This window comes from Alkaliphilus serpentinus, assembly GCF_009017255.1.
Lineage (GTDB): Bacteria > Bacillota > Clostridia > Peptostreptococcales > Natronincolaceae > Alkaliphilus_D > Alkaliphilus_D serpentinus.
In genome coordinates, this window is sequence record NZ_WBZB01000034.1 from 23,352 (window position 1) to 42,174 (window position 18,823).

An 18,823-nucleotide genomic window follows, 5' to 3' on the forward strand; every position below is an offset into this window, starting at 1 on the left:
ATTCAATTATTAGAGGAGGGATGATATGGAGAAAACCCTGATATTAATCAAGCCTGATGGAGTTAAAAGGGGTTTGGTTGGAGAAATCCTTCAGAGATTTGAACGGCGAGACGTTGGAATTACAAACCTTAGGCTCTTAACCCCTACTATAGAAATGATAAAGGAACATTATAAAGAGCATGTAGGAAAGATTTTTTACCAAGAGCTTCTAGACTACATAATGGAAGGACCCATTGTTGCCTTCGTAATCGAGGGGAATAATGTAATTAAAATGGCTAGGACTATGATTGGAGACAAGGATCCAATAAAGGCCACCCCCGGTACCATAAGGGGAGATTATGGCAACAGTATAAGAAGGAATATTATCCATGCCTCTGATGGAGAGGCTTCAGCAGAAAGAGAAATGAAAATATGGTTTAACTAACAGTATAAAAAAGGGGGACTCCGTGATGAAGGTATTAGTAACAGGCTTTGATCCTTTTGGTGGTGAAGCGTTAAATCCAGCTACTGAGGTGTTGAAGCTATTACCAGATAAACTAGAGGATATTGAAATCGTAAAGCAACAGATTCCGACAGTTTTTTATAGCTCCTTGAAGGTGATTTATGAGAAAATATCTGAGATCAAGCCTGATATCGTTATAGCTATAGGTCAAGCTGGAGGAAGAAAAGAAATCTCCATTGAACGGGTTGCAATCAATATAAATGATGCTAGAATTCCTGATAATGAAGGTAATCAGCCAATTGATGAGGCTATATATAAGGAAGGGCCTGTTGCCTATTTTTCAACTCTACCTATAAAGGCGATAGTTCATGAAATTTCACAGCATAATATTTTAGCAACCGTATCAAATACTGCAGGCACCTTTGTATGTAATCATCTAATGTACGGGCTCCTTCATCATATCGCCACAGAAAAGCTACCCATAAAAGGAGGATTCATTCATATCCCCTTTATTCCTCAGCAAGTTATAAACAAGGAGGGTATGCCAGCTATGGAACTGAAGGCCATCGCTAAGGGAATAACACTGGCTATCTCGGCTGCCTGCCATTACTCAAAGGGTGATCTAAAAATTGAGGGGGGTAAGCTAGACTAATAAAAAACTCTAATATTTAAACTAAGTTGCCTACATTAAAAAATGATTAGTAAAGTATAAATGGGATAAAAGAAAACTATAAACATATAGTGTGATATAAGGGGTGAAGGTATGGGAAAACTAACTATAAGACCATTAGAAAAGCTACCATCTAAAATAAAATTAGACTACTGTAAGCTACTTTCCTTGATGGTTATCGTAGATGGAGAAATCAATCAATTAAAAATGGCTGCCTTTTATAGACTTATAGCAAATATCAAGCTTCCCTCAGGAAAGAGGGAAAATCTGATTGATTTTATTTTTTCTGAAAACAAGGAGAATATAAAGCTATTGGCTAATTCGGTATTAACGGACTTATCAGATCAAGAAAGGAATATTCTAAGGTTTTCTTTAATAAAGGACTTACTAATTATTAAAGAAGCGGATTATGTCGAAACCAAAGAAGAAAACCAGCTCCTTGATGAGATGATTATTTTATTTGAGATAACAAGGGAACAGCTTCAATTTATAGAAGAGGAATTAAAAAAGGATGAAGACTTTTATCATGAAGGAGAAGGACCGAAAAGAAGCCTCGTGAAGTCCACCTTGGCAAAGGCTTCTGCAATTGGAATTCCCCTAACTGCCCTATATTTTTCGGGTTCCTTTAGAGGACTAGGTCCCTTAGGACTAATTACGGGAATTATGGGTATCGGAAGGCTTAAAGGAAATAAGAAAAGCTATTTATCGGGGATTCTATTTACAATTTTATTGGGCTTTGGATCCTACTATGGAATCAAATGGCTGATTCATACCAAAGATCGAAGAGAGTTAAGAATCATAAGTCTTTATAAGGATAAGATGTCTGAAATTCATAAAAAGGCATTATATTATGCTGAAGTTGACCTTCAAACCATCATAGATCGAATAGATCAGCAGGAAGCCACCGACAAGCTAATTACTCTACAGGAGATAAAGGAAGCCCTTGAAAAAACCATCGGAACCTTAAGACATACAAAGCCAAAGGCAATTTAATATAAAAAAATCCCAATAGGGATTTTTTTTTGAAGACTTTTTGATAAAAATTTCGTCTATTATAGTGGTACATTATAAAGACTTTAAATGAAGGGGTGTTTTTCAGGCGGCTATTAGATGATGCTGGAAAAAATATAGATAAAGTAGCCATTGTGGTTAAAATTTACCAACTATGATATAACAGTCAGATAAATCATACCATAAGGAGACTGTCATATGAAGAAGAGTAGGTTGGCAATATTGTCATTAACCTTGATTATAGCCTTTGCTTCTTTGTATATCTGGTGGAGACAAGAAGAAAGAATTCCTACAGATAATCCACAGATATCAGTAGAAGAGTTGGAAAAACCAGAAAAGCCTGAAGAAATAAGGGAGCCAAGGGTATACAATCCCCCCGAAACCATTGAAATACAAATTAGCGGTGTAGGGGACATTATGGTCCATAGTCCCCAAATCCCGGCTCAGTTTAATCCTATAACTGGCAACTATGATTTTCACAACAACTTTCAGTATGTTGCACCCTATCTTAGAGAAGCAGACCTTGCCCTGGGGAATTTAGAGACAACCTTTAGGGGGCCGGAGGTGGAATATGCAGGATATCCAGCCTTTAATACTCCTGATGCCCTTGCAGATGCCCTTAAGTCTGCTGGCTTTGATGGCTTGGCCACTGCAAATAATCATACCTATGATACAGGAGAAAAGGGTATCATAAGAACTGTTGAAGTTTTAAAGGAAAGGAATTTATTAACCTTTGGTACTAGAAGAACTGCTGACGAGGAAGGCTTTGCCATAATAGATATCAAGGGGATAAAGGTTGGTTTAACAGCCTATACCTATGAAACTCCAATGGTTGGAGGGCGACCAGCCATTAATGGTATCCTACTTTCTAGTGAAGCCGAAGCCTTGATTGATACCTTTAGCTATGAGAGGTTACAGGAGGATTTGCCTTTAATGAAGGAGAGGATAGAGATCCTAAAGGAAAGGGGTGCAGAAATAATTGTATTCTACATCCATTGGGGTCATGAATACCATCAAAGGCCAAGCCATTATCAGAGGGAGATTGCCAAAGAGCTTGCCAATTATGGCGTAGATATCCTATTTGGAAGTCATCCCCATGTAATTCAACCAATTGAAATTATTAAAACCCAAGATGGAGAACATGAAACGGTGGTGGTCTATTCAATGGGGAATTTCATATCCAACCAGAGGCTAGAAACCATTGGAAATCCTAGAACTGAGGATGGAATAATTGTTAACGTAACTCTATCTAAGAACATCACTACCCAGGACATTAGGTTAAAAGAACTAACCTATACACCTACATGGGTTCATAAATACTATAGTAAGGGGAAACCCGTATATGAAATATTACCCCTTCCTGAAGTCATAATTGGAGCCAATGATTATGCATTATCTCAGGAAGAATTAAATCGGGCAACAAACTCTCAGAGGGCAACAAGAGATTTAATAGAATCAGAAATATTTATAAAAATTGCTAATATAATTAATAGCTAGTGATGAATACAAGTTTCAGATACAATAAATGCCATTAAATTGCCAGATTCATTATAAAAATTTAACTTTTGTAATTGGAGGATTAAGAAATTTTATGTGGAATATCTATATATTCTTACACATAGGATATGGCAATTTTGCCATCAAATAAGATAGACAATAAAGAAAATACCTATTAATGGAGGTTAGCAGGGTGAAGATCGGAATACCAAGGAGTTTGTTGTATTTTTATTATTATCCCCTATGGAAAATTTATTTTGAAGAATTGGGAATAGAGGTTGTAACTACCCCAGATACTTCAAAGGAAATTATCGATTTGGGAGTGAAAAACTCAGTACCAGAGCTATGTGTGCCAGTAAAGGCATATATAGGACATTTTATAAAGCTATTAGATATGGGGGTAGATTATATCTATGCACCCAGATTTGTGTCTATATTAAAGGGTCAATATTTTTGCCCTAAATTTATGGGCTTACCAGATATGATTAGACACTCCTTTGATGGAGTAGAAGACAAAATGCTAATCCCGATGATTCACGCACAAAATGATAACATAGCAGAATATAAAAACTTTAAATTTATGGAAGAAAGGTTTGGTGTCTCTCCAAAGGCCAATAAACTGGCTTTAGGGAAAGCTGAAAAGGTTTGGTTGGAATTTAGAAACTCCTCCTTAAGGGGTCATACAGCCCAAGAAGCCGCTGATATGATATTAAACAAGCCAGAAAATCACATAACAGCCACTAACAGAAATCCTGTAAAAATTGGGGTTCTAGGATACGTTTACAATTTATATGATCCATACATTAGTATGGATTTAGTAAAGAAGCTTCAAAGTATGGATGTTAGTATAAAGACCTTTGAGATGATGGAGGAGAAGGATTTAAATAAACAGCTTAAAAAAATGTCAAAAAATCTTTTCTGGACCTTTAGCGACAAACTTTTAGCAGCCGGATACTCCTTTTACGAGGATGAGGAGATTGATGGAGTAATCCATGTAACTGCCTTTGGTTGTGGCCCAGATTCTATGCTCGGTAAGCTTTTGGAAATCGATTCAACCAACTATGCAAAGCCCTTTATGACCATTAGAGTGGATGAGCATTCTGGCGAAAACCATCTACAAACAAGGATAGAAGCCTTTGTTGATATGATAAAAAGAAAAAAAATGAAAACAAGAAGAGGTGCATAGCTAATGAAGGTATCATTTCCATACATGGGCACCACCATCGTTTATAAAAAGCTACTGGAGCTGCTGGGACATGAGGTTATTATGCCACCAAAGCCTAGTCAGCGTACAATAAACCTTGGAGTGAAATATAGCCCAGAGTTTGCCTGCTTTCCCCTGAAAGTAATTATGGGGAGCTATATTGAAGCCCTTGAAGCAGGAGCTGAGGTATTAGTAACCTCCGGTGGACATGGCCCATGTAGGGCAGGTTTTTATGAGCAGGTCCATAGACGTATTCTAGAGGAAAAGGGCCATACAGTAGATTTTATTGTCTTTAATTCCATGTTTAGAGACTTTAAACAGTTCTATTCAAATATTAAAAAGCTTAAGGATAAAAACTCTTGGCTCAAGGTTATAAAATCCTTATGGTTGGTTTATTTAATGATCAATAAGTTGGATATTCTTGAAAAGGAAGTTCAGCGTATTAGGGCCTATGAAGTAAAAAGAGGAGAAACCACGAAGGTATGGGAAAGCATTCAAAAGGATTTTGATACAGTAAGAAATAAGGTCCAGGTTATGGCTGCCTATGATAAAGGAAGGAAAAGACTAGCTGACATAAAAACCTATGAGGTGAAGGAAGATCGAAAACTGAGGATTGGAATTGTTGGCGAAATTTATGTTGTTATGGAAGCCTCAATAAATATGAAAATGGAGGAGCTTTTGGGGAACATGGGTGCAGAGGTAGAAAGGTCTCAATATCTATCTCAATGGGTTGCCTATAATGCACTACCCAGCTTCATCAACAAAACTCATGAGGTTGACATCATAAAAGCAGGGGAGCCCTTCATACCCATCAATATTGGAGGTCATGCCAAGCAGACGGTTGGTCATATTGCCGACTATGGTGAAAGGGGCTTTGATGGGGTAATTCATTTAATGCCCTTCGGATGTCTACCTGAGCTGGTGTCTCAAAGCATTATCCCCAAAATCTCTCAACAGTATGATATACCGGTATTAACCCTATCCATTGATGAACAAACAGGAACAGCAAATAACTTAACTAGAGTAGAGGCATTTATAGATTTAATCCGAGGTAAGAGGATGAAAAAAATATCATGATTTGGAGGATGAAATAGGTGAAGGAATTCTTTCTTGGGATAGACGTAGGATCCGTCAGCACCAATATTGTTTTAATAGATAAAGAGGGGGAAGTATTTTATAGTGCCTATACTCGAACCAATGGACAACCATTAGAATCCGTTAAGAAGGGGATAAAGGAATTACATAAAGCCTTTCCTAAGGATGGAAGGATTAGGGGTGTAGGAAGTACTGGTAGTGGACGTCAGCTAATAGGCACAATGGTTGGTGCAGATGTTATCAAAAATGAAATTACTGCCCACGCTACAGCTACTGCCCATGTTGTACCTGATGTAAAAACCATATTTGAAATAGGTGGACAAGATTCAAAAATTATCATAATAGAAAACCAAATGGTTGTGGATTTTGCCATGAATACAGTATGTGCAGCTGGAACAGGATCCTTTTTAGATCATCAGTCAGAGCGTTTGGGAATCCCTATTGAGGAGTTTGGTGATTTAGCCCTCACAGCAGAAAGAGACGTAAGGATTGCAGGAAGGTGTACTGTATTTGCTGAATCAGATATGATTGCTAAGCAGCAGTTTGGGTTTTCAAAGGCAGAAATCATAAAAGGGCTTTGTGAGGCCTTGGTGAGAAACTATATTAATAATCTTGGCCGAGGTAAGAAACTAGAGGCTCCCTTTGTATTCCAAGGAGGAGTTGCAGCCAATAAGGGTATAAAATCCGCCTTTGAAAAGGAAATTAACCATGAGGTAATTATACCAAAGCATCACAATATCATGGGTGCCATAGGAGCAGCAATACTGGCCAGAGAGTATGTTGAAGAATCCAATTGCCCAACAAAATTTAGAGGCTTCGAGGCTACTGATTTAAGCTTCGAACCATCAGCCTTTGAATGCGGAGGCTGTTCAAATAAATGTGAAGTTATAAAGGTTGAAATGGAAAAACAAGTGGTTGCCATGTGGGGAGACCGCTGTGGAAAGTGGGCTAATAGCCTGTAAAATATAAAGGAGGTAGATATTTAATAATATCTACCTTCTTTGATAGTCAAAATAATCACAGCTTGTTTACGTAGTTTTCTAAGTCTTCCAGTATGGAGGTGTATTTTTTCTCCACCTCATCGCTTTTTAACCGATCCCTTGCAGCTTCAAAATCCTTATTCATTTTATCAAGACTCTCCTTAGAAAGCTTTGATGCTGCAAAGGTGAAGATGGCATTATCCTCCTTATCAATATGCCTATGGAGTAGGTCGGTGTAACAAATGGCGTTTGCTACTATATCTACTTTAGCCTCTTCATTACCAGCTTCAGCAGCCTTAAGGGCATCCTCTAGGCTTTTGATAAATAAACGGCCTAAGTCATGCTCCGCCAGCATACCATAAATAGGTCCTATTTTAATAGCTTGGCCCAGTTCTGAGGACATGTAGTCAAATAAAATATCCTCTTCTTTGCCATGATGAAACTTATCGGCATAATTTCTTATAAAGTCTATTGCCAGATAGAAATCTTGATCATATACTTCCTTGGTATTAAAGGTATGTAGGGATAATGTTCTAACAACCTTCAGCATACGTAGTATTTTCTTATGCTCATCAACCAATACATTTATAGAGCTCATATATAAGGCACCTCCTATTTAACATTATTATACCCCTACTCAAAATAAATAAAGAATATTTTAGAACTTATACAATTTTTATATATGGCATATAATTAAAAAGTAAATGAAATTACATACCTTTAAATGTAGTAATTTGCTATAATTATGTATTGTGAAGGTATAATAAAATGAGGGATGGGATACTAATGAAAATTGGCGGCTTTGCCCACATAAATGGAGTAACCTTTTTTGGAGATACCTTTAAGGTAAAGACCATACTAAAAAATAATCAAAGGAAGCTTAAAATTAATTGGATATTGACCCCCAGATGGTTAAAAAGATTGGAGAAATTCAAATTATTCAAGTTCCTTTCTATTTTGCATTATCAGTGGATGGTTTTTGATATAAAGATGAAGTGTTTAATCCTATTCACGATTCTATTTTACTCATTGGAGGGTATTCTACAAATACCGTCAACTTTAAGTACAGAGGTAAACAAGTGGTACTTCATTATCCCCTCCATATTTATGGTATTATTGTTTGGAAGGAAAATAGCAAGGCTACTACGCTATCATGGTGCAGAGCACAAGGTCATCAATTGTTATATAAACCATGGAATCATAACTGAGGAGCTAGTTACCAGCTCTTCTAGGTTTAACAAACGCTGTGGAACCAATTTAGTAAGTGTTTTTATAATCCTTTACTCCCTTATGTTCCTTCTTGAAATTGATTCGTTACTTATTACCCTATTGTTGTTTGTGATGGCCATATTCATCAATAGGAGGCTTATTCAACTTAAAAATAGGAAATGGGACAAATATATTAATTTTTTTCAAAGGATTACTGTATGGGAACCCCGATGTGAGGAAATTCAAACTGCCATAATTGGCTTTAATAAGCTATATAGTGCCCATAGAATTTATCAACAAGAGATGTTAAAAGGAGCTAAATAGCTCTTTTTTTTGTAATACAAAAATCGACTTCCTATGGTATAATAAAAATGATAATTTGCTTTTTTTAGAGTCTACTGAAGGGGAGATACATATGAAAAAGGGATTCGTTAAAGCCTTAATATTTATAACTGCTTGTATAACCTTGGCTTTCTTATCAGCCTTTATAAGTTATACCGCGTTATCTGGAGATGGAGGCCCTAGTCAAGAAAATGTAAAAGTCCATAACAATATCAAAGAAGAAGATAATCAAATTAGTAATCAGCCTGTCACACCAACGGAGGATGAGATTATAAACTTTGTCATTGCAGGTGTTGAAAAAAATCAAACGGATATCATTATTTTTGCCTCCTATAATTTAGATAAAAACAAAGTGGATGTCTTTACTTTACCTAGAGATACCCACTATAGATTAAAGGGTGGAAACCATAGCAATATTGATAAATTAAAGGATGTTTATGGAAGTGCTCAAATTGCAGGCTTAAAGGGAGCCGTGGCTGATCTTCTAGAGAATGTTAAAATAGATCATCACATTGTCGTTGACTATAAAGGCTTTGAGAGTATTATAGACTCTATTGGCGGTGTTACTGTAACCATAAAGGAACCTATGCGATATGAGGATCCCTATCAGGCTTTGGTGATTGACTTTAAGCCAGGAACCCATAAGTTAAATGGGAGAGATAGCTTAAAATATATTCGATATATTAAAGGAAACGAAGGAGATGTCTATAGTCGTGGGGATGATGTCGGCAGACTAAAGGAAATACAAAGCTTTATGAAGGAGGCAATAAACCAATCCTTCTCCTATAAGCTGCCGGTGGTTTTTACAACGGCAATTAGACATGTTGATACCAGCTTATCTGTATCAGAGATTGCAAAACTGTCTACTGCAGTAGCTACTATGACCAAGGAAAGTATTCATTCCCATATACTACCTGGCTACATGACCCAAGAGGGATACTATGTAATCCATCAAGGAAAGTTACAAGAATTAATAAAGGATATTTATCTGGTAAGTGAAGAAAATTAGTAAAATAGTTATCACATTATTGAACTCCCTTCATATTATATCAATAAAGGTCTTTATATTATAAAAAGGGAGTGAATATAGAATGACAGAGGTTAAGAAAAATGATTTTCTAAGCTCATTCTTAGGTAATTTTGGAAGCTTTGGCAAGGGAAATAACAGCTGGCTTATACTTATCATTGTATTAATATTTTTATTTGGAAACGCAGGCACCTTCTGGGGCAAGTTAGATGAGAATCTAATCCTAGTGTTTGTCCTATTTATCGTATTACTGGGAGGAACAGGATCCTTTAAGTTTTAGTCTTTAAAATTAAGTTTGAAATTATTGATAACCAGATGATCTCTGGTTATTTTTTTGCTGAATATCCAATTAGCTTTTAAAAAAGTGAAATTTTCTATAGAGAATGATAGAATAATAATGAATAATTAAAGAGAATTAATAAAGTGAAATAAATGAGGGAGGATTAAAGGTGAAAAGTGTATGCAATTGTGAAAGCTGTCTTCATGGAAGATGTACTAGTAAGGTTCCTTTATTTGCTGGTTTAGATTCAAAAGAACAGAGTAGAATAACTGAGTTAATCAATAGAAGAAGCTATAGTAAGGGAGAAATGATTTTTTTACAAGGGGATATAATTGAAGGGTTATATATAATAAATCAGGGAAAAATAAAGGTGTTTAAATATACTCGAGAGGGTAAAGAACAAATATTATACATATTAAGTGTAGGAGATTTTGTTGGAGAGCTTTGCCTTATTAAGGCAGAAGAAGCAAATTATAATGTTGAGACTATAGAAGATGTGGAGATCTGTCTTATAAGAAGAAACGATTTTTTGCAGCTTCTAGATTCTAGTCATAGTATTTCCATTAAGCTGTTGGAAAACGTAGGAAGTAGGCTATTAAAATTAGAAAAGTTAGTTCAGAGCCTTGGAACAAAGGAAGTGGAATCTCGAATAGCCCAAATGCTCCTGGATCTATCTAAAGAATTTGGTCATGAAAGAGAAAATTCCGTTGAAATCAATATACCATTAACTAGGGAAGATATGGCCAATTTTATAGGTGTTACAAGGGAAACAATAAGCAGGAAGCTGAGTTTGTTACAGGATCACGGAGTAATAACCTTAGTTGGAAGCAAAACCATTATCATCAATAGTATTGAAACTCTAAAGGACTATATATAATGATTTTTTGCTAATAAAACAAAATTTTTTTTGAAAATACCAGATAGATAGCAGTAATATTTAATTTCGATTATAGTTTTACATCTAAACCATAATGTGTAAAGTCATTAAAAAATTGAAATGTGTAGTAAAAATTACAATGTGTAAAACCCTCATTACTACAAATAATACTAGTGTAGCTAACGACAGCTACAAAAAAAAAAAAATTGAGGGAGGAACGTTAAATGAATCCTAATGCAACTAGTCAAACAGGAACAACTACTAATGTAAACAGAACAGGTAGAAACACTATCGTAGTTCCCGAAGCTCGACAAGCACTAAATCAAATGAAAATAGAGATAGCAAGTGAATTGGGTATTTCTAACTACGATGGAATCGACAAAGGTAACTTATCTTCAAGACAAAATGGTTATGTAGGTGGAACAATTACTAAGCGTTTAGTAGAGTATGCTGAAAGAAATATGGGTAGATAATTAACCTACACCAAAAATAAAAGCGAAGCGTAAAGCTTCGCTTTTATTTTTTAGAAAGAATTTATGGCTATAACTAGAAATAATAATAGGGTTGCAAAGGGGTATAAATTAAAGTAAACTAATAATGTTAAGGATGTTTTTTACTGCATAAAGGTTTTTTGAAATTCCTATTAAAGATGGGGGTTGTAAGGATACTTATTAGGTGAATATAATGATAAATGAATATTATTATTTGCCATATTTAGTATATCCTCCCACCATTATCTGTAATGGTGTTTTTTAGTTAATGCATGAAAAACTATTTATTTCTCTGTAGTTGGGTATATAAGTGAGGTGGACTCCTATGAAGATTGATGGAAGATTGATTAAAAAAATAGATTTTACATTAATCGTTGTTATAGCTTTAATATGTGTGATTGGTGTATTAATGATCGGTAGTGCAACCCATAATTATGTAGGGGGTAGCCAAGGCTTTATTAAGACTCAGATATCATCCATTATTTTAGGAATCATTGCCATTATTTTCATCATGTTTTTTGATTACAATACCTTTGCAAGGTTTTATATACCAATTTATATTCTTTGTAATGGACTGTTGCTGGCGGTGCTTATTTTTGGTAAGGGTAAAGAAACCTGGGGAGCTAATCGTTGGTTAAGAATTGCAGGCTTTCAGTTTCAACCGGCAGATTTCGTTAAAATAGGAATTATAATATGCCTTGCCAAGATTATTGTGGATAATAAGGATACCATCCACCAGGTATCAACAATTCTAAAAATTGGAGCCTTTGTGGCAGTGCCGATGGTGATGATATTGATTCAGCCAGATCTCGGAACAACAATGGCCTTTGCGTTTTTTTCCTTTGGTATGCTCTTTGTTGCAGGTCTAAGGTATAAGCATATTTTAATAAGCGGTTTGTTGGGCATTATTAGCCTACCCTTTATATGGATGGGACTTGAGGACTATCAGAGAACGAGAATTTTGGTATTTATGAATCCAGAAATGGATCCTATGGGAAGCGGTTACCATATTCTACAGTCAAAGCTTGCTGTTGGTTCTGGTATGATTTTTGGAAAAGGTCTATTTAAGGGAAGTCAGACTCAGTACGGCTTTCTGCCGGAAAGACACAACGATTTTATTTTTTCCGTTATAGCAGAAGAATTAGGGTTTATTGGGGTGGCAGTGTTGATATTACTATATGCAATCATGTTATTTAGATGCATTGCTATTGCCAGAGAAGCAAAGGATGATTTTGGTGCATACCTTGTTATAGGGAATACCTTTATGCTGGCCTTTCATATTTTCGCCAATATTGCCATGACCATAGGACTAATGCCGGTAACTGGTAAACCCTTGCCTTTAGTTAGCTATGGGGGTACTTTTATGCTAGCCAATATGATGGCAATCGGCTTAATCTTAAACGTCAATATGCGACGAGATAAAATTAACTTTTAATACATTTAAAGGAGGTGGTGGAATTGGATTCCTTCCCCCAGCGGATTGGTAAAAGCACAGAAGAACAGAGGAAGAATACTACCACCACAACTGGAGTATTCCTCTTGTAATTTTTATATTTTAGAGGGGTGAGTATAATGTATGAAAGAGTTTTTGAGCTAATAGCCGAGAGAAAGTTCTCAGTCCTTAGGGAAGAACTTAAGGATATGATGGCTGTTGACCTTGCTGAAATTATTGATGAGCTTGATAAAAAGGACGGCATCATTGTTTTTAGATTACTTCCAAAGGATCTTGCAACAGATGTCTTTTCTTTTCTATCATCTCATTTACAAAAGGATATTGTTGAGGCAATTCATGAAACAAAGCTGAACGAAATTATAGAGGAGCTATTTTTCGACGATATGATAGACTTTTTGGAGGAAATGCCTTCTAATGTAGTTAAGAAAATATTAAGAAATGTAACGGAAGAAGAAAGAAAGCTTATCAACCAATTTCTTAATTACCCAGAAAATTCTGCCGGCAGTCTAATGACCATAGAGTATGTGGATTTAAAGAAGGAAATGACGGTAAAGGATGCATTAGTTCATATTAAAAAAACGGGAGTAGATAAGGAGACTATTTACACCTGCTATGTTATTAATGATAAGCGTAAGCTGGAAGGAATCGTATCATTAAGAAAACTGGTATTATACGATGAAAAATTATTAATTTCAGATATAATGAATCAGGATATTGTTTCTGTTTCAACCCTTGATGATCAAGAAGAGGTAGCATCTCTTTTCAAAAAATACGACTTAATCACAATTCCAGTAGTAGATACAGAGAATCGTCTTGTAGGAATTATAACCATTGATGATATCGTAGATGTTATAGATCGAGAAAACACTGAAGACTTTCAAAAGATGGCGGCTATGTCTCCCAATGAAGAGGAGTACCTAAGAACTGGAGTATTTGCACTGGCCCGGAAAAGAATTTTATGGCTGATGATCCTGATGATCGCTGCTACCTTAACGGGCACTGTCATTACTCGATTTGAAAATATATTGCAATCCTTTGTAGTGCTGGCTGCTGCTATGCCTCTACTTATGAACACTGCTGGTAATGCAGGTTCTCAATCCTCTACACTGATCATAAGGGGGATAGCCCTTGGAGAAGTAGAGCTTACTGATTATCTGAAGGTTTTATGGAAGGAGCTTAGGGTTAGTGTTGTTGTAGGCTTCACCCTAGCCCTTGCAAATATGCTAAGAATGTTGATATTGGTAAGAAGTGATGTGACTATAGCCTTTATTGTTTCTTTTACCTTAGGAGTAACCGTTGTAATGGCCAAGGCAGTTGGAGGAACCCTCCCTATAGTTGCTAAAAAGCTGAATCTTGACCCCGCCATCATGGCAGGTCCATTAATCACAACCATCGTCGATGCCCTTGCCTTGGTGGTATATTTTAATGTCGCCAGCGTCCTTTTGGGATTGTAATTTAAAAACAATTAAGAATTAAGAACTAATTATTTAAAGGAATTACTGATAATTAAAGTATGAAATAGAAATTTAGTTCAGAATTTCTACGTACATTCTACATTCTAAGTTCTTCATTCTTCAATTATGTAAATTGTTATTTAACATTCAATTTTATAAAAAGTATCAACCCATAAAACAGATGTTGTTTAAAGCATCTGTTTTTTTCATGGATAAATTCACCCATTAAAGATAAAAATATGATTAACTTTATTGATTCTATCTATTAAGTAATGGGAGGTTATTAGATGAAAAGAAAGGGTTTTACAGTAGCAATCATTATACTGGTGTTTTTTATAAGCATTAGTATGGTTTTCAATGGAATAAAGGCCCAGAACCTAGCTTGGGGCTCAAGAGGCAATGAGGTTAGAGAACTGCAAACCAGATTACAAAGATGGGGTTATTATGATGGACCTATTAGTAGTATTTATGGACAGCAAACCTACGAAGCAGTAATAGCCTTTCAAAGAGCCAATGGCTTAAGTCCTGATGGCGTGGTTGGGCCTCAAACAAGGGCAGCCTTGGGAATGGCTAGACAAACCCCAGCACCTACCACACCAACCGGCGGAGGGGTTTCTAGAAGCGATGATATCAACCTATTGGCCCGAACGATCCATGCCGAGGCTAAAGGAGAGCCCTATGAGGGAAAGGTGGCAGTTGGTGCAGTTATTCTGAATCGAATTAGGAATGCAGCCTTTCCAAATACAATGGCAGGAGTAGTTTATCAGCCCTGTGCCTTTGAACCAACAAAAAATGGAGCCATAAATCAAGCACCCAATGATGAAGCCTTTAGGGCTGCCAGAGATGCCTTAAATGGATGGGATCCTACTGGAGGCGCTATTTATTTCTGGAATCCTGCCACTGCCACCAGCAGATGGATTTGGACTAGAAAAATCACACTTAGAATAGGCAAGCATGTTTTTGCCCATTAAAGGAGGAGAAATATGAGGAAGTATACATTACCCTTAGTATTGCTATTAGCTCTGGTGATTGTTGGTGTTTGGGGATTTTATCAATACAGAGAGAAAATCGATTATCATACATACCTAGACATGCAATTCCAGAGGGAATTTTATGAAATGATCGGGCATGTTGAAAATCTACAGGTGGACTTATCTAAGGCTATGATTTCTGGATCCAGTAAAGATATGGCTAAATACTTAAGTGGTACCTATATGCAAGCTTATATAGCTCAAGAAAAGCTAACTCAGCTTCCCTTTCATCATGCTACCATCCGTAAAACAGAAGAGTTTCTAAGTCAGGTAGGGGATTATTGTACTGCCATGGCCAATAAGGCTTTGGATGGTTATGTTTTATCTGATGAGGAAATGAATACCCTGCAGGAACTCCAAAATTATTCAAACAATCTTGCTCAGGAATTGTTTGAGATGCAGCAAAAGGTGGTTTCAGGAGGAGTAAATTTTGGAGATTTAAGAAGAGTAGGAAATAGAGACTTAGAAAAAGTAAGTGATCAGATGAAGGATATGAACCTTATCAATTTTGAAGAAAGAATGCAGGATTATCCTGAGCTAATCTACGATGGCCCCTTTTCTGCCCATATGAAGGACATAAAGCCCAAATTGACAGGAGAAGAGATCACAGAGGAAGATGCCATAAGGATTGTTGAGGAGACCTTTGGTGAGAAGGCAGATATTGACACTCCTAGGATCATTGGTGATATAGAAAATACAAAAATTCATGGCTATTATTTAAGGGCAGATAGAAATGAGGATAATGGCGAGATTTCCGCGGCTGTCAGTAAAATTGGTGGTAAAATCATATGGTATTTAAATCCAAGAAGTATTGGGGAAAGTAAGCTAGATAGAGAAAGGGCTATGGATATAGCGGAGGAATTTCTTCAAGAGCAGGGATATAAGAATATGGTGGCAACCTATGCTATGGCAGCAGAGGGTGAAATGGTTATCAATTTTGCTACTAAGGAAGAGGATGTAATTATCTATACAGACCTAATGAAGGTTAAGGTAGCCTTGGATAATGGAGATGTCATAGGCTTTGAAACAGAGGGATACCTAGTGAATCATCATGACAGAAATATAGGCGAACCTGAGTTAACTGAGGAAGAGGCCCAGGAGAGGCTATCTAGTTCAGCAGAAATAGAAAGCACTCGTTTAGCCATCATTCCAACCAATGGCAACAAAGAAGTTCTTTGCTATGAATTTAAAGTTCAATTTGGTGAAGACAACTTTCTAATCTATATAGATGCCGATACAGGGGACCAAGTAAGGATATTATTGATGGTTGAGCAAGAGGACGGAACATTAGTAATATAATCAGACTGTTGAAAAACCCACATCTTCGTTGTTACTTCAAAAAACCAGCTCCTCACTTATTACTATATAAGCTCCGGGGCTGGTTTTTCTTGCGCCTAGAATCTATGGTCTTTTGAACAGTCTGGAAATATGCGTTGCTAAAGTTCATCTACAACATTAACTCTTTAAACATTGAAAACACTTTAAAACAAGGTTGAAGTTAAAGTTTAACTTCAACCTTGTTTTGTTTTTATAATTCTTCACTCTTAATTCTCAATTCTTCATTTTCCTTCTCCTTCACCCTTTAAGGTCAAGGAGAATATTTATATAGAAAGGAGGTAATATAGATGGCCTTTATAGATAAAATATCAAAATCAATGTCCAAGACAACCCAATCCATTTCCAAACTCTCCTCTCAAATGATGGAGGTAAGCAAACTAAACATGAGTATTAGGAAAAGAGAGGAAGAAATTGAAGAAAAGCTATTGGAGCTAGGACATTATGTATATAGTAGATTCAGAAAAATGAATATGGTATCAAGATCAGAGGTGGTGGAGCTAATTCATAACATAGAAGCTATGGAAAATGAGATAGAAAGCATAGAAAAATTAATTAGGAGCATAAAAAACATCAACTATTGTAGTAGCTGCAGAGAAGAATTCGAAGATGATGTACGGTTTTGTCCCCTTTGTGGTAAAATGTTAAAGTAGCTTTAACGGAAATGTGATGTACTTCACGGTTTTTTGTGCGAATTATCACATACTTATAGACTTCTTTACAGTAATATATACTTAAGATAAAAATAAAAAGGAGAGAGTTAAAATGGCTATTAGAAAAATAATCGAGATTAACGAGGAAAAATGTAACGGATGTGGCCTATGTGTTCCTAATTGTGCAGAAGGAGCCATTCAAATAATAGACGGAAAAGCAAAACTGGTAAGTGATATCTACTGTGACGGATTAGGGGCTTGTTTAGGACATTGTCCAGAGGATGCTTTAAAAATTGTTGAAAGGGAAGCAGACGAGTTTGATGAGGAGGCTGTAGAGGAGCTTCTAAAGAGTCAAGGAAAAACCTTTACACCTCAGCAACAAAGTAATCATAATCATCATCAAGGTCATCATGGACATAGTCACCATGGGGGCGGTTGCCCAGGCAGCAGAATGATGAATTTTTCAAAGGATTCAGAAGCTACTGCGGCTGAAGGGGTTTCAAGTGGTGATATTGAGATTAAAATAAAACCCCAATTAAAGCAATGGCCTGTACAGTTAAAGCTTGTACCTGTTAATGCACCCTATTTTCAAAACGCAGACCTTCTAATTACAGCAGATTGTGTACCCTTTGCATATCCCAACTACCATTTAGATTTATTAAAGAACAAAGCTGTAGTTGTAGGATGCCCAAAGCTTGATGATCTTGAGTTTTATGTAGATAAGCTTACTCAAATTATTGAGATGAACAATCTAAAATCTGTAACAGTAGCTTATATGGAGGTTCCATGCTGTCAAGGGATTGTTATGGCAGCAGAAACAGCCATAAGAAGATCTGGTAAAGCAGTGGAGCTTACAAAAATAAAAATCGGAATTCAAGGACAGAAATTATAATAGGATTAAGAAGTCTGCATCTTGAATACTTTGTTTCAATCAAAAAGCCTGCATCTTGAATGCAGGCTTTACTAATTATGATTATGGAGATTATTTATACCAGCTTTTACTGATGGGCAGTCTATAATGATTCCCTTCTTCAGTATAGGATCATTGGCCTCCCTTTGATAGTTACATACATTGAAGGTGATTTTGCATTGAACCTTGTGTTTGCAGGTGTTGCAGGCTAGTTTGCTAACCTTAGGTCGGTGCTTTTCTGAAAGCTTAATCAGTTTTATTTCTTCTTTGTTATTCTTCAGAATTTCCTTCATATAGGCTTTAACTGCTTGAATATAGCTTTTCTTAATGAGATATATCACCCTTTTTCGATCCTTAGGGGATATGAGCTCTATTGAGATATTGTTATGATGTATTTCTCCAACTATGGCCTTTGTTCTAATTTTAATGGATATGCTATCAAAGGGAATGTCTAGGTATGTAACCTGTGGGATAATTTTACCTGTTATCTTGATGTGATAGATTTTATCTAAGTTATATCCTTCATATAGGTCTAGTGAAAAATATTTATTAAATATTAGGATGTTTTTATATCTATAGAAACTTATCAAAACAATTGTAACGAATATTCCTGTTGTCAAAATAATGATATTATTGTCCATTATATTACCTCCTATAATATTATATTAACATAATGTATCTGTAGAGTTTTACTGGTGATATTTAGTTGGTTAAAATTGCATAAGAAGCACAAAATAATCAATAGACTAATAAAATTCTAATATTGTAATTACACACTATATGTGGTAACTTAAGGTTAATCAAAGAGTCTACATAAAATATAACAAAGAAATATAATAGCAGGTAGTGTAAAGTAGGTTAT

General features: G+C 36.0%; 20 protein-coding genes. 18 read left to right on the forward strand and 2 right to left on the reverse strand.

Annotated elements, in window-relative coordinates:
- Positions 1-25 precede the first annotated feature (25 nt).
- From ndk to F8153_RS09650, 7 genes are all read left to right on the forward strand, one after another.
- A complete protein-coding gene (gene ndk / locus F8153_RS09620; protein WP_151866151.1) occupies positions 26-424 on the forward strand; it encodes a nucleoside-diphosphate kinase in 399 nt (132 codons plus the stop codon).
- 25 nt (positions 425-449) lie between these two features.
- On the forward strand, positions 450-1,094 hold the full coding sequence (gene pcp / locus F8153_RS09625; RefSeq protein WP_151866152.1) for a pyroglutamyl-peptidase I: 645 nt from the start codon (positions 450-452) through the stop codon (positions 1,092-1,094).
- A gap of 111 nt (positions 1,095-1,205) precedes the next feature.
- Entirely contained in the window at positions 1,206-2,105 is a 900-nt protein-coding gene (locus F8153_RS09630; protein WP_151866153.1) for a hypothetical protein, read from the forward strand.
- 216 nt (positions 2,106-2,321) lie between these two features.
- Positions 2,322-3,620 carry a CapA family protein gene (locus F8153_RS09635; RefSeq protein ID WP_151866154.1) on the forward strand — a complete coding sequence of 433 codons (1,299 nt, stop codon included), beginning with the start codon at positions 2,322-2,324 and terminating at the stop codon, positions 3,618-3,620.
- 193 nt (positions 3,621-3,813) lie between these two features.
- Positions 3,814-4,806, forward strand: coding sequence for an acyl-CoA dehydratase activase-related protein (locus tag F8153_RS09640; protein ID WP_151866155.1), 993 nt, complete (start codon positions 3,814-3,816; stop codon positions 4,804-4,806).
- A 3-nt stretch (positions 4,807-4,809) separates the two neighbouring features.
- A complete protein-coding gene (locus F8153_RS09645) occupies positions 4,810-5,901 on the forward strand; it encodes a 2-hydroxyacyl-CoA dehydratase (RefSeq protein ID WP_151866156.1) in 1,092 nt (363 codons plus the stop codon).
- A 17-nt stretch (positions 5,902-5,918) separates the two neighbouring features.
- Positions 5,919-6,881, forward strand: a complete 963-nt coding sequence (locus F8153_RS09650) for an acyl-CoA dehydratase activase (protein WP_151866157.1) — start codon at positions 5,919-5,921, stop codon at positions 6,879-6,881.
- A gap of 55 nt (positions 6,882-6,936) precedes the next feature.
- Here F8153_RS09650 and F8153_RS09655 read toward each other — a convergent pair whose 3' ends face one another.
- Complete coding sequence (locus F8153_RS09655) at positions 6,937-7,497, reverse strand: hemerythrin domain-containing protein (RefSeq protein ID WP_151866158.1); 561 nt, start codon at positions 7,495-7,497, stop codon at positions 6,937-6,939.
- Positions 7,498-7,667: 170 nt separating this feature from the next.
- On the opposite strand from F8153_RS09655, the gene F8153_RS09660 reads away from it, so the two are divergent.
- From F8153_RS09660 to F8153_RS09710, 11 genes are all read left to right on the forward strand, one after another.
- On the forward strand, positions 7,668-8,432 hold the full coding sequence (locus tag F8153_RS09660; protein ID WP_151866159.1) for a DUF1385 domain-containing protein: 765 nt from the start codon (positions 7,668-7,670) through the stop codon (positions 8,430-8,432).
- Positions 8,433-8,523: 91 nt separating this feature from the next.
- Complete coding sequence (locus F8153_RS09665; protein ID WP_151866160.1) at positions 8,524-9,459, forward strand: LCP family protein; 936 nt, start codon at positions 8,524-8,526, stop codon at positions 9,457-9,459.
- An 82-nt stretch (positions 9,460-9,541) separates the two neighbouring features.
- The gene (locus F8153_RS09670) at positions 9,542-9,757 is read left to right on the forward strand and encodes a hypothetical protein (protein WP_151866161.1); all 216 of its coding nucleotides are present in this window, start codon (positions 9,542-9,544) and stop codon (positions 9,755-9,757) included.
- A gap of 169 nt (positions 9,758-9,926) precedes the next feature.
- Positions 9,927-10,634 carry a Crp/Fnr family transcriptional regulator gene (locus F8153_RS09675; protein WP_151866162.1) on the forward strand — a complete coding sequence of 236 codons (708 nt, stop codon included), beginning with the start codon at positions 9,927-9,929 and terminating at the stop codon, positions 10,632-10,634.
- 224 nt (positions 10,635-10,858) lie between these two features.
- On the forward strand, positions 10,859-11,107 hold the full coding sequence (locus F8153_RS09680) for an alpha/beta-type small acid-soluble spore protein (RefSeq protein ID WP_151866163.1): 249 nt from the start codon (positions 10,859-10,861) through the stop codon (positions 11,105-11,107).
- Positions 11,108-11,450: 343 nt separating this feature from the next.
- Positions 11,451-12,560 carry a rod shape-determining protein RodA gene (rodA, locus tag F8153_RS09685; protein WP_151866164.1) on the forward strand — a complete coding sequence of 370 codons (1,110 nt, stop codon included), beginning with the start codon at positions 11,451-11,453 and terminating at the stop codon, positions 12,558-12,560.
- 137 nt (positions 12,561-12,697) lie between these two features.
- A complete protein-coding gene (mgtE, locus tag F8153_RS09690) occupies positions 12,698-14,032 on the forward strand; it encodes a magnesium transporter (RefSeq protein ID WP_151866165.1) in 1,335 nt (444 codons plus the stop codon).
- A 287-nt stretch (positions 14,033-14,319) separates the two neighbouring features.
- Positions 14,320-15,003 carry a spore cortex-lytic enzyme gene (gene sleB, locus F8153_RS09695; protein ID WP_151866166.1) on the forward strand — a complete coding sequence of 228 codons (684 nt, stop codon included), beginning with the start codon at positions 14,320-14,322 and terminating at the stop codon, positions 15,001-15,003.
- Positions 15,004-15,015: 12 nt separating this feature from the next.
- Positions 15,016-16,362 (forward strand): germination protein YpeB, encoded by a 1,347-nt coding sequence (gene ypeB / locus F8153_RS09700; protein WP_151866167.1) that lies wholly within the window; start codon positions 15,016-15,018, stop codon positions 16,360-16,362.
- A 326-nt stretch (positions 16,363-16,688) separates the two neighbouring features.
- Positions 16,689-17,051 carry a zinc ribbon domain-containing protein gene (locus F8153_RS09705; RefSeq protein ID WP_151866168.1) on the forward strand — a complete coding sequence of 121 codons (363 nt, stop codon included), beginning with the start codon at positions 16,689-16,691 and terminating at the stop codon, positions 17,049-17,051.
- A gap of 112 nt (positions 17,052-17,163) precedes the next feature.
- On the forward strand, positions 17,164-17,943 hold the full coding sequence (locus tag F8153_RS09710; RefSeq protein ID WP_151866169.1) for an ATP-binding protein: 780 nt from the start codon (positions 17,164-17,166) through the stop codon (positions 17,941-17,943).
- 71 nt (positions 17,944-18,014) lie between these two features.
- On the opposite strand, the gene F8153_RS09715 is transcribed toward F8153_RS09710, so the two are convergent.
- On the reverse strand, positions 18,015-18,602 hold the full coding sequence (locus tag F8153_RS09715) for a hypothetical protein (protein ID WP_151866170.1): 588 nt from the start codon (positions 18,600-18,602) through the stop codon (positions 18,015-18,017).
- Between the last annotated feature and the right edge of the window lie 221 nt (positions 18,603-18,823).